Here is a 12,467-nt window from a genome sequence, read left to right as displayed (position 1 = left end):
TCTTGTCATTGAACACCTCAGGTCATGGTGGCGACTGTACCACCTAAAATGGTGTCCGGGATGATTAGACCACTACAAAGTGGGATAAGTCATTGCGTATGTAAGCGCCATAAACAAGCTGAATACTCTGGGCATGCCTGTCAGAAAGCCCCGAGTGTAGTATCATCAGGGGCAGTTGCTGCTTGATGGTTGATTTGGGAAACAACGCTTAGTTGACCACTACAACTCGAGGTTAAAGGCATGCGAGGGCAGACCGTTTGCACTTTCAACTCGAGGGCGAACCAATAGACGTTCTGCCTCACGCCTTAGCCCCCGATACCGCTCCGCCAGTGGACCACGCCCCTCAGCAGGCCAACTACCATATTTTACTAACCAGCGCCGAGGACGGTCTGGGCGCCACTTCTTGATAGCTTCATGTAGTTTTTGGTTGCTCTCGAATCGAGCCTGTTCAGTGTCTTTGATTGCTGGCATAGGAATATGACCTTTAGTCGTAATAATTAATCCGAGTCAGTTAACATTGTGTGTGCTTACAAAATCTTTAAAAAAAGGGGTTGATAGAAAAGTGCCAACCTTATGGCACATTAAGGTCGTGTATATGCGCACTCATTATAAAAACTATCAATACCTCTATTTTGCAATGATATTTAAACTAACGGTAGGTATTACCGGTTGTATTTATATCGCCGAATAATTCTGGATGCTTTATTTCTCAGTGAGTATGCGCTTAATAAAACCCCTGATAATACAAAAATAAATGCTGCGATGGAGCTTAACCTTAACATTAAATTGTTAATGTCTTCACCATTACTATAGTCCATTGTATGTAGGCGCCAAAAGAAATCGTAAATCACCCAGTATTTGTTTCTGGCCTTTAAATACTCGCCACTTTCCCCATCAAAATATAGTCTGGAGTCATAGTCATCAGCAAATCCAACTTGCCAAACCCCTTTTTTTCCATACATCTCATCAACAATACCTAAACGATATTGAGAGCTGGTCAAGTATTTTACATATATAGCTTCGCCCTTGCCCTTGTAGATATTTTTAGCAAAGTTTAATACTTGCTTGTCTAACACTGGTGGCAGCAGTTTCCCATCAATAGATGTTGTTATTTCCGCACCTGATGAAAGATGGAGTCGATAGGCTGGGCCGGTTGCACTTACAAATGTGCTTATATTTATGATTCCTTCATCTTTCAAAAGTGACAAGTTAGCTTGCCATCCAGAAGGGAGATTGACCACTGGTTTAGTTACGACGCCTTCGCTTTTAATAATTTCATTGAAAGGTATGGTGGCAAAGACAACGCCACCTAACACCCATAATAAAAATTGTAGCAAAATAATATAGGCTAAATATTTATGAAGTTTTAATATGGTTTTTTTAAACTGATTCATGAGTGTGTTACATCTTCCATTAGTGGTGTGAAGTATGAGTGCTGACGCCGACCTGCTTATGTGTCTACCATGTGGGCAATATTATTAAACTCAATATCTGATGGTGTAGTAAATTTTTATGAAATATTATAATTAATGTGTTTTTGTATTTTTTTTGAAATACCTTTTGATTTTTACCTTTTATTTGTTGGCTTCTTTATTTTCTTTTGAGATAGACTTTTGAAGCCCATTTTGAATGGGGTATTTGATGAATGCCTGCGATATGTATTTAATGTAAGCCATGCACATACGCGTTTTTATTCATCTCTTTCTTGGTTGGCCTTTAACTTTAAACTATTAAGAAAGGATCTTTATATGGAAATAACTTTACCGAAAATGCCATTGAGTGTTGTTGCTGGAATTATATCTAGCCTTCTTTTATCCACCGAAACTAGAGCCACAGAACCATGGTACCCTATAGCATACCCCGATTCTGGAACTCGGGTTTGCCATCAAGGTGATCTTTTTGAAAATAAAAGATTTGCTAATAAGAGTCAGTCGCCAGTTGATGTTTCAGCTATGGCTGAGGAGAAAACACCCTGGCGTTTACTGGAAGCACAATCATCCGATTGTTTAGCGACAATGGTTCCTGTTTTACTACGCCAGATAGACAATGCAACTGTATCGGGGGCTGCAGATCACTTGGTATCTATTGAACCTAGTCGTGATATTGTATTGAACCAGTTCGGTAATCCTCTTACGGCTAGAGATAAAATGTTGCGGAGCTTTTCATTAAGCCCCATGCAAGCAACGGGGTTCCATACTAATATGGGTGAGACTCTAGAAGTTTTATATGAGTATACCAAAGATAAGCCCGCTGTCGCGCCAGAAATATGGATTCACAGTATTAGGGATTTTACTTGGGCATTTAATGAAGCTCAAAAAGTGACCCTTTCCCCGGGCTTAAATCGCATTTCGGTAAATAAAGGAGGGGATATTTATATTGCTTCCTTCAATGAAAAAACTAACGGTGATATCAGGATCAAGCTCCAATCAGGGGGACATCCTATGCCGATGTTTGTTCTGGGGAAAAATAGTCAAGCAGATCTTATCGAGATGTATCGTCGCTATCCTGCTTCGGCTAACACCATCTTGATGAGCGATAAGATGCAAATTACGCTTCCAACGGAAAAAGCCAAACGATATATCGATGACCCTGTAGCCGTATTACAAACATGGGATAAAATATTGGAGTTGGGTCGCGAACAATATGGTCTCACAGAAAAAACAAAAGATCGTCATCGGGTCCATTTTATTGATGAGAGTGATGGTACTGGATGGATGTGGGCCTGGAATTATCGTCTGGGTACCGGTGGAGATACTGCAATTAAAGGTATCGTAAACAGCCAACAGTTACAGACCAATGGTTGGGGAGCTTGGCATGAATATGGTCACTTATTGCAATTAAAGCCCATGACTTGGAATGAATTGACAGAGGTGACGGTTAATTTGACTTCGCTGTATATTCAACGGAGTTTTGGGCTGCTCTCTCGATTGGAATCTGAAGGGAGATGGGAAAACGTATTTAATTATCTAAATGCTAAAAGCAAGGACTTTGATACTGAGCAAGATGTGTTTGTCAAAGTGGCAATGTTTTGGCAACTGGACCTGGCATTTGGTACCAATTTTTATAAGGCTCTGGGTAGCTGGTACCGGGATACTCACCAGCCTGGCGAGGTGTTGAGTTCAGAACAGAAAAAACAAAAATTTGTATTCGCTGCCAGTTTTAATAGTGGTTATGACTTGACACCTTTCTTCAGCCAATGGGGAATTAAGGTCAATGCCAAAACGCAAGCGGAAATTGATGCATTGGATTTGAAGGCACTGGATAAGCCGATATGGCTTAACCGAGACTCCAATATTCAATATATCTATGATGACCTTGTAGATGAGCTGGGACAATTTGGCAATGTTCGCAATATGCGTGATGGTCTTTGTCTGAGCAGCCAAGGAGGGGAGGTCAAGGGAGAAGCCTGTATCATGCAACATCCGGCACAGGGTTGGATGATCGATGGAGAGGGCCATGTGCAAAATATGTATGGCCAGTGCCTCACCGCTGCGGGACGGTATAACTCGGCCCCCATTACGCTCGGTGCTTGCGAAGGGGCAAGCCAGTGGCACTACCGCGATGATAAGCTGATCCAGCTCAAAGGCGAAAACTATGCGATTGATAGTCACGGAAATGGCATTGTGAAATTGTATGAATTGCATGGTTATGATAATCAGCAGTGGTCTGGCTTGATTGGTTTTACTGATGACGTATCGCAGCTTGCGGAAAACCTTCGTAATGGCGGGGCTGAAGAGCCAAAGCTGCAAGGATGGCTGCTGGAGCAAGGAGAGATCCGTTCCCTTAAACGCAAGAATTATGACAATATTGATCCGGCAGAAGGCAGCTACTTTTTCACCGGACGTGGCAGTAATGAAGGTGCCCACAATGCCCTCGTCGACCAGATGAGTCAGCGTATGGCGATTTCTCCCAATTTGCTGGGGCAAGAGCGGGTCGTGGCTCAATTAACTTTCAAGGGTAACAGCAATGGTAAGGGGGACTTCAGCTTGGTGTCCCTGGCCGCGCTGGATGAACAGGGCAAGGTCATAGGCCAGCCAGTATTGCAACAAACTCAAGTGACGTCTCCACAATGGCTGGATTACCAGGTCTCGTTGCCGGTGCCGATAAATGCGCAGGCACTTGAGGTTCGAGTCAAAATCCAGAGGGGGCGTGAGGGCACAAGCGAAATTGTCGATGCTCATCTTGATCAGTTTGAACTCGTAGTTGCCCAGCAATCCGAACCTGATAATCGACCGCCAGTAGCTCAGGTGAGTGTGTCACAGAGCCTGGTAGAAGGGGAGGCAACGATCCAGTTATCAGGTGCTGGTTCCTATGATCCAGATGGCGATACCGTATCTTACAGGTGGCAACAATTGGCGGGGCCTACAGTGAACTTTAGCCATCCGACCAGTATGGTTACCCAAGTTAGCTTGCCTGCGACTGCCATTTCACAACAGTATCGTTTTCAACTGCTGGTGCAAGATGAGCATGGTGAACAGCATCAGGGGAGTGTCGAGGTGAAGCAGCAACCTATCACCCACGAAGTGTGTCAGCTGGTTGATGCCAATGCGGCTGTATATCCTGCATGGGAACAAAGCAAGACCTATTGGGGGGGGGATATGGTGAGCTATGGTCAACTGGTCTGGAAAGCGAAACAGTGGACGAAAGGTAACGCCCCGGATATCTCTGGATTATGGGAGTTGGTCAGCGAGGGGGTCACGCTGACATGGCAACCAGCCAAGGTGTACACAAGTGGTAATCTAGTTCGTCATGCTGGTCGGTTGTGGCAAGCAAAGCAGTGGCTTCAGGGCTCAGAGCCTGGTAAGAGTTCGCTGTGGCTTGAGGTTGGCCCGTCAGACTGTTAGTTGACTGAGCCAGTTTAGATTCGGGTTCAACAAGCTGAGAGGAGTGTCGTTGTCAACGGTATGGCGATGCTAATCACCTAACAGTTGCCCACAAAATGGGGAGTCATACGGATTTAGGTAGGATAACGAAATGGTCCCCCTACCGTGTTATCTAGCAGCGCCAGAAAACAAAAAGCCCGCCGGTTTGCACCTGCGGGCTTTTTTATCAAGGGTATCAGTCTTTCTTGGTCAGCAGGAACTGCACTAGCTGGTTGAATTGCTCTTGAGAGGTGATGGATTCACTCTTCACCATGTACTTGCCGTTCACCAGGAAGGCCGGTACACCGCGAATGTTGTAGCTCTCGGTGTTGCGATCGAACTGGGAGACCATGCCGGAGACGGCGAAGCTGCCGACGGCACCGTCGAAGTCTTCAGCCGGTACGCCGTTATCCACGAAGATCTTCTTCACGTCGTCACGGCTCATCGGCGGCTGACGCTGGGTGTGGATCTTGTTGAAGATGGCCGGGGTCAGCTTGGCTTCGGCGTTGAGCAGGCTGGCAACGGCATAGGCACGCTGCATCTCGGGGCCCATCTCGCGGCCGAGGAAGGCAACCGGGTTTTTTTTCAAGATAACCTCTTTTGGCAGACCAGCTTGCAATTGCTCAAAAATCGGTTCAAAGGTGGCGCAGTGCGGGCAGTAGTAGGAGAAGAACTCCATCACTTCCGGCTGGGCAGTGCCAGTCTGTTTGACCACATCGTAGTTGACGCCTTCCTTGAACTCGGGGGTGGCGTGAACCATGGGGATCATCAGCATGGCAGCAAGGAAAAATAGAACTTTTTTCATGATGTCTCCTGTTAAGGGGTAATTGTGAGGCACGCCCTGCGAGCCGAAGCAAGTGCCTCGCCTATTGTGTGGCCATACTGACGTCAATGGTCAGGGCTGGTGATCGAGTCCCGCTTGCCGCGCAAGAACCCTGCCATCTCACCAGTTTAGCATCATGTTCAGCGGCGGCGTCTTCAGTTCCGCAGGGGCGCAATTTGCTGGCGCCAGTAGTTCGGTATTGAATCAGGGGAAATGACGGGGGAAAGCGGGATCTTACCAGCGCCGTGCCAGCCCGGCCATTAATGAACGATACGCATCGCCCGCAGCGGCTCAGGCGTCATGGTTCCAATTATGGGCTGTCGCCGGTAGAGTTTGAAAGGCTGTTTACTTGTCAGCAACAGAGTGCCTAGAAAACCAGGGGCGTTCACTACTAGCTAATGATCGAGAATTTGATGCGCAATACGGCACAGGCACAATCCTAGCGGCGTAATGACAAGACAATAGCAAAGGCAGAAAAAGAACCACCGATTTTACAGGCAATCATGATGTGATGGCGAGACAGGTCAGACTGTGACTGGCAAAACCCGAGGTATTCAAAGCACTTTCGAGAGCGACAAACTAGTCAGCGAATTCCATCAGGAACAGAGACTGTAGCCTCGATCACCGTCCGGATCTATGGCTGCAATCTCAACGGCGTTGTTGCCCAAATCGATGCAGCTTGAATGGAACTAACTGAGGACTTGGTGATCGGATCACCACCATCCTCTTCAAATCTGCATCATGGGCTCGTCGCCTCACCCATCACCAACGGTCTTCAATACACAAGTCTTTGATTAACCGTGGTTCCCTCACCTTCTGGGTTGATGCAGGCGCCATGGATAACTGGTTCCACCACGACCATCATGGGCGCCGGGGCCGCAGTCAGCTCTACACCGACCAGACCATCTGTACCTTCCTGATGTTCAAGGGAATTTTCAACCTCACTCAGGGGCTACTCGACTCCCTGTTCGAGTTGATGAATGTGCCGTTGTGCGCACCGGACTATAGCTGTGTCAGCAAGCGGGCTCGCACGGTGACGGTGGCTTATCGACAGCCGCCAAAGGGAGGCATTACCGACCTGGTTATCGATTCAACCGGGCTGAAGGTGTTTGGCGAAGGCGAGTGGAAGGTCAGAAAACACGGCGCCGAGAAGCGGCGAGTGTGGCGCAAGTCGCATCTGGCGGTAGACCCGGTGACCCACGATATCGTGGCAGCAGAAGTGTCATTGGAAAATGTCCATGATGCCGAGGAGTTGCCCACCTTGCTCAACCCTCTGCGGCGTAAGCTGGGACATGTTTATGCGGATGGAGCTTATGACAGCAAAGCCAGCCATCAGCTTATCTCGCGCAAAGGGGCAACAGCCTGTATCCCGCCTCGCAAAAGCGCGGGGTTATGGAAAAAGGACACGCAAGAAATGACGCGGTGCTGGTGATGCGCAAGGAAGGACTGGCGCACTGGAAGAAGATATCGGAGTATCACTGTCGCACACTGGCTGAGACAGCGATGTATCGGTTAAAGCAGTTGCAGGCGGGGAAAATCAGTCTGCGTAACTACAACGGCCAAGTGGGAGAAGTCATGGCGTATGTTAGCGCCATAAACAACCGGAATACCCTTGGTCTACCTTGTCAGAAAGTCCCGAGTATAGTGGTCACCTGGGGCTAGGGAAGTCATGACTTGCTGGCAGATTGTTGGCAACAACGGCACTATTTAGATCAGTAAAACTACTAGATATATGATCTAACCTGTATTACCTTGTTATGTATAAGTATTCTAAGCAATGTCTTAATATGTGTACTAAAATTAATACTCCTGTATTGGTATGGAAATAGAGGTGATTAGAAGAAGGTAGCAGCCACAAAGTAAAGTCACTACTTTTTTCAAGCGGTACTGATAAGTAAAGCAACGAGTTTTTCAGTTCATGATTAGTTAGTAAGTTGAGTTTTGGTGCTAATAGCTTGTTTTTGAAATAGGAAAAAACATGCAGATACATATCAATAAAAATGAACTCAAGTTTTTTTTAAAAATGGATGGAGTGCGATTTTTTTTCATATGCCTTATTAAGGTGCAGATAATAATTTTTTTAACTTTAATGTCAACATTTACCGTTTTCGCGACAACTAGTAAATGGCAACTGTCACCAAGTAGTTATGCAAAAAGTATTAATTTACATGCGTCTCCATTTATTTTAAAACGTCCTCTACGCATAGGGATGATCGAGGACGCCCCACAACCTTTCAGCATTAAAATTAGTGAAGGGAAATACTGGGAGGGAATTACACCTGATACACTGTCAATCATCACTCATGCACTGTCACTGAAAACAGATGTTATTAAGTTTAAGTCTCGCCAATCAGCCATCCTTGCCTTATCCAAAGGGGAGATTGATCTTTTAGGTGGTGAAAACCACAACATTCCCCTAATGTCCCCCTTGGAAACTAGCTATCCATACGTAAGTTGCACACCACTTCTAGTTGGTAAACGAAATAATTTTCATCCATATACAGTACCAATATCCGGACAAGTCGGAGTTGTACGACATACGATCGATCCTGAAGCTATTATTTTAAACAACCCTCAGGTTAAAATTACTGAATATGAATCAGTGGAGACGATGTTTAGAGCTCTTCTGAATAATGAGGTCGAATGGATAGTTGGAGATATGGTAACAGTAATGTACCATTTGAAATTAGCAGACTATGCTGAATATTCACCGCGGTTGCCATCTTCATTACCAACAATATCATATCGATTTGTATTTTCACCAAATATGTCAGACTTGAAAAAGTCTTTCGATAATGTGCTTAGTAATATTACTACTAATCAGAAATTAGGGTTGCTTAGATTCTGGGGTTGGTCTGAAATCGAGCAACCATCAAAACCACAATTAACCAATCAAGAGAATGCTTGGATCAAATTACAACACCCGATAATTAACGTTTTAATTAATGAAACCTTCCCTCCATATTCATATATAGATCAACAAGGCACTTATCAAGGTATTTCTGCTGATGTCCTTTATGAAATAGGTAATCGTACCGGACTCAGGTTTAAAATAACCCCAAGCAGTAATTTGTCAGATTTAAATAAAACCTTTAGCACTGAAGATTTTCACATGGTGACAACCGCCACGCTAACCAATTTGTATAAAGATGATGCTCTATATACACGCCCATATGTCACTGGTTTAATTGCGCTTGTCGGTAAAAAAGGAAATGTTTTACATTTTGACAACTTACAAAGTACTAAACTTTCAGTGGCCTCTCCTGCGTTACGAAAAATTTTAGAAAAAAAATTTCCTTCCGCACATTTAATTCAAGCGAAAAATAGTTTACAGGCATTAACGATGGTCATGGAGGGAGAGTCTGATGCAGCAGTCACCTATCTATTGACTGCTAACTATTTAATATCGCATTATTTTTTAGGTGATCTTGAACATCTTGATATCCTTCCAAACTTTATAGGAAGCATATCATTCGCGATTAATAAGAAATACCCTAATGCAAAAATATTACAAAGTGTATTAAACAAAGGAATTATTGATCTTGGTGTCGGGTATGGAGCTGAATTAAGCCTACAGTGGAGAGAGCTTGATGCTGATGAGAAAAGTGTTTGGAGTGAACATATAACGCGTAGTAAATACATTGTTGTATTATCCGCAAGCATGTTATTTCCTCTGTTGTTTTTAATTATTCATTTATATAGGCAGCGGATTCGCAGAGGTGCGGAGCTAGAATACTGGAGGTCAAGAGGCGATTTGTTCGACGGTATCCCGCAACCTATAGTAGTTAGAAATAACAACGCCGAATTCATACAATGTAATAATAGTTTTTTATCGCTATTTAATACTACCTCCGAACAAGTAATAGGTGTATCTACTAGAGATTTTACAGGGGTTAGTTATCGATTGGCACTACAAAATGAAAAACACTTTCTGGCATTGCTTCAATCAGGAAATGGTGAAGTTCGCGATATTAAAATTAAAATACATGGTGAAAGATTTTATTTTAGAGAATGGTCTGTTCCTTTTACGAGAGATAAAAAAATTGCTGGATTTATTACCGGCTGGATTGATATGACGGACATAAAGCGGATGGCGCATGAGTTAAGTGTTGCCCATGATAAGGCGCTCCAAGAAAGCAAAATAAAGAGCCATTTTCTAGCTGTTATGAGCCATGAAATTCGTACACCTCTTAATGCAATTATTGGAGGTTTAGAGCTTACTTTAAATAAATTTTCCCATCATGGAGTTTGGAGCCATGAGGCAATAAACGCGGCATACTCTTCCTCACAACATCTATCATCACTCATTGGTAACATTCTTGATATAGCAAAAATTGAGGCGGGGAAACTCATTTTAACGCCTCGGCCAATACATATAAATAACTTTTTAATTACACAGTTGAAAGTTTTTGACAGCCTCGCAAAGCAAAAAAAAATAGGTCTCACCTTATATCCATTACTTTCACCTCATTCCTACTTTTTGGTAGATGAAAATTCATTAAAGCAGATCATTTATAATTTGTTAGGAAATGCCATAAAATTTACACAGGAGGGAGAGGTAACAATATCTGTATATGCTACAGAAAAACAATTTATTAGATTTGAAATAAGAGATACCGGGTGTGGCATTTCATTAGAGCAGCAATCATCTCTCTTTTCTCCATTTTTCCAAGCAGATATCCATTATAACAATGACAAAACAGGAACTGGTTTGGGCCTCGCCATATGTAAGCAGCTATGTGATTACATGGGAGGAGATATTGTAGTCAATAGTGCTTTAGGGAAAGGGACACTAGTTAGTGTAAAGATACCAATGCCAGAATGTATAGGCGATGATTACGATGATGCACTCACCTCACTTGGAACCGACCCGCAGCCTTATCAACACCGCAGCCTGAATATATTGATTGTTGATGATCACTCCGCTAACCTATGGATTTTAAATCAGCAACTACAATTTTTAGGACATAAAGCCATTATTGCAACGCAAGGTGAAGAGGCATATTCAATTTATAATGAATCAAAAGTTGATGTAATTATTACGGATTGCAATATGCCAATTATGAATGGTTATGAACTAACCAAAAAGATTCGAAACTTGGAACAGGAAAATAATATAGCACCAATACCAATAATTGGTTTTACTGCAAATGCACAGATTGAAGAGCGTCAAGCTTGCTTAGCATTGGGGATGACAGCATGCATCTTCAAACCAATTGATATTAAAGAGTTATCGAAATGTTTGGCAACGTTGTATTGTGCTGATGACAGCTTAGATAATCATGTGGTCGATTGAAAACAACTTGATTACTTGGCTGGAGGGAAACCAGAAAACAAAATGGTTTTTCTTTTGAGTTATTAAAAATAATGAAATGGATATTAACGCATTGACTCATGAAACTTCCATAGAATTAGAGGGGAAATCAATCCATAGGATAATGAGGATGGCAAAGAATGCTACAGGAACCTCAGTTAATCATCCTTTGTGAGAGATATTTTCATTGGGGATGAAGCGTAGCTCAAGATGTAATTTCATTACTTGATATATTTCAACGTGAACTTTTTCATGAATATGAAATAACAACCAATGAGTTATCCTGATTTTCATCGGCAGTCCCGATGGCTACGATGAGACTATCGGGGGTATTGAATGAAATCGAGCGAACATTATTCACCAGAGTTTTAGGTAGAGGTGGTTCGACTGGTATTGGGCGCTATTTGCTAAATCAATGCGACTTGCATAGAACTAACTAAGGGCTTGGTGATCTGATCGCCACCATCACACAGACCGCGGCAGCCAGTACTGTGTCAAGGCTTACCTGGTTCTCCTAGTTCAATTGGCATGCTGACCACCATACGTCACCGTACAGAAAGCTTTGGGGGGCTCTTAAAAAGATAAACTGCTTCACCACCATCGATTCAAGACTAGAGCGGAGGCCATAGCAGCGATTCAGGAATATATAGAGATTTTTTACAACCGCCACGTCGGCATTCATGCATTGGCAATGTCTGCCCGGCTGAGTTTAACAAGAGGTATTGACGAACTGCTCAGGTTGCTTGGTCCGGGACTGTCGGATCTTGTCAGGACACTTCAGTTATTATTATCTGATGGGTTAATACAGCTGGCGGCGTCCACATCAACATAATACCTGAATACCGCCAGCAAGAGTCGAAGATCGGCCTGACAATGTGTCCGGATTTAGTTGAGCACTAACACGTGGCCTTGTCAATTTAGATGAGGAAATCATCCAGTTGACGACCTTGCTCGAGTTGCTGAGTAAGAAACTTTGGCGTACGGCCCTGACCGGTCCAGGTTTTTTCTACGCAATTCTCAACGTAACGGTATCTCGGTGGATGAGGCGCCCGTTTAGCTTTGGCAGAAGCTGCTGCTGCCGGAGTACCCCCTACCAGTTCGATCGGGTCAATACCTGCGTCTGCCAACATGACCTGGAACTCGGCCAGCTTCTGCTGACGTTCAGCATTGGCAGCTTGTTCTTTCTCTAACTGCTCCAAACGTTCCAGATAAATCGTTTCAATCTTCTCTTGGGCCTCTTTGACTTGCTCCAGTGATAACTCGCGCATTGCTGCCCGTAGGCTACGGACGTTCAGCAACACTTTCAAAAATTCACTCATAAATATCCTTTTATTGAACATAAATAATCATGCGGAAGTCATATCAATCATTCAAAACATGGAACATTGTACTGCAACATCAGGCTAAAGTGGGAGGTATAAAATACTATTACAGTGAAACGATCTCTATGAATCACACAGTTATACTA

The 12,467-nt window shown here is 43.7% G+C and carries 5 protein-coding genes and 2 pseudogenes; 4 read left to right on the top strand and 3 right to left on the bottom strand.

Going from position 1 to position 12,467, the window contains the following annotated elements; translation table 11 throughout:
• Positions 1–662: 662 nt before the first annotated feature.
• Positions 663–1,394 (bottom strand): hypothetical protein, encoded by a 732-nt coding sequence (locus tag G5168_RS20100; RefSeq protein ID WP_421252637.1) that lies wholly within the window; start codon positions 1,392–1,394, stop codon positions 663–665.
• A gap of 354 nt (positions 1,395–1,748) precedes the next feature.
• Between G5168_RS20100 and G5168_RS20095 the strand changes: the two genes are divergently transcribed.
• Positions 1,749–4,844, top strand: a complete 3,096-nt coding sequence (locus G5168_RS20095; RefSeq protein WP_421252636.1) for a M60 family metallopeptidase — start codon at positions 1,749–1,751, stop codon at positions 4,842–4,844.
• Between the two features lie 214 nt (positions 4,845–5,058).
• Here G5168_RS20095 and G5168_RS20090 read toward each other — a convergent pair whose 3' ends face one another.
• On the bottom strand, positions 5,059–5,667 hold the full coding sequence (locus G5168_RS20090) for a thiol:disulfide interchange protein DsbA/DsbL (protein WP_421252635.1): 609 nt from the start codon (positions 5,665–5,667) through the stop codon (positions 5,059–5,061).
• 701 nt (positions 5,668–6,368) lie between these two features.
• On the opposite strand from G5168_RS20090, the pseudogene G5168_RS20085 reads away from it, so the two are divergent.
• From G5168_RS20085 to G5168_RS20075, 3 genes and pseudogenes are all read left to right on the top strand, one after another.
• Positions 6,369–7,347: pseudogene (locus G5168_RS20085) on the top strand (IS5 family transposase).
• Positions 7,348–7,663: 316 nt separating this feature from the next.
• A complete protein-coding gene (locus G5168_RS20080) occupies positions 7,664–10,981 on the top strand; it encodes an ATP-binding protein (protein ID WP_421252634.1) in 3,318 nt (1,105 codons plus the stop codon).
• Positions 10,982–11,462: 481 nt separating this feature from the next.
• Positions 11,463–11,725, top strand: a pseudogene (locus G5168_RS20075) (IS3 family transposase); the annotation flags it as partial.
• A gap of 191 nt (positions 11,726–11,916) precedes the next feature.
• Here G5168_RS20075 and G5168_RS20070 read toward each other — a convergent pair.
• Entirely contained in the window at positions 11,917–12,318 is a 402-nt protein-coding gene (locus G5168_RS20070) for an H-NS family nucleoid-associated regulatory protein (protein WP_421252633.1), read from the bottom strand.
• Between the last annotated feature and the right edge of the window lie 149 nt (positions 12,319–12,467).

It is taken from the genome of Aeromonas sp. 600724 (genome assembly GCF_049175135.1).
Lineage (GTDB): Bacteria > Pseudomonadota > Gammaproteobacteria > Enterobacterales > Aeromonadaceae > Aeromonas > Aeromonas veronii_A.
Note: the sequence above shows the minus strand (reverse complement) of the source record. Positions and strands in the feature narration are given on the sequence as shown.